The organism is Oleiphilus sp. HI0123, from assembly GCF_001635315.1.
In genome coordinates, this window is record NZ_LWGE01000914.1 from 1 (window position 1) to 591 (window position 591).

The 591-nt window shown below is 39.6% G+C and carries 1 protein-coding gene; it reads left to right on the top strand.

Annotation, left to right across the window (positions count from 1 at the left end; all coding sequences use genetic code 11):
- Window positions 1-591, top strand: a 591-nt coding sequence (locus A3761_RS07890; RefSeq protein WP_304439601.1) for a POTRA domain-containing protein, incomplete at both ends; no start/stop codon positions are given.

Here is a 591-nt window from a genome sequence, read left to right on the forward strand (position 1 = left end):
TCTGCTTCTGTAGAGGCCGAAGTTAAAGAATTACCTCGCAACCGTGTGGCAATCAAGTTGAATATCAACGAAGGAGAAGTTGCCTCAATTCTTCATATCAATATCGTTGGTAACCAAGCATTTTCTGATGAAGAACTAATTGAGCTGATGGAGCTCAAGATGCCAAGTTTTTGGTCAGTATTTACCAGTGATGATAAATACTCAAAAGAAAAGCTGAGTGGCGATTTAGAGCGTATACGTTCTTTCTATCTGGATAATGGTTATATCAAGTTTGCCATCGAGTCGACTCAAGTTTCGATTTCACCACATAAAGAAGATGTTTTCGTTACGGTTAATATTTCAGAAGGCCCGTTATATACGTTAAAGGACTTCGACTTGAAGGGAGACCTTGTTCTAGAGAAGGAAGTGTTAGAAAAGCTTGTTATGTTAAAACCGGGTGACGTATTTTCACGTCAGAAACTGACACTTACATCTGACCTTATCTCTCGTGCTTTAGGTGCAGAAGGTTATACTTATGCAAATGTTAACGCTATCCCTGAGGCGCATGATGACTATAGCGCTTCGGTTACTTTCTTTGTTGATCCTGGTAAA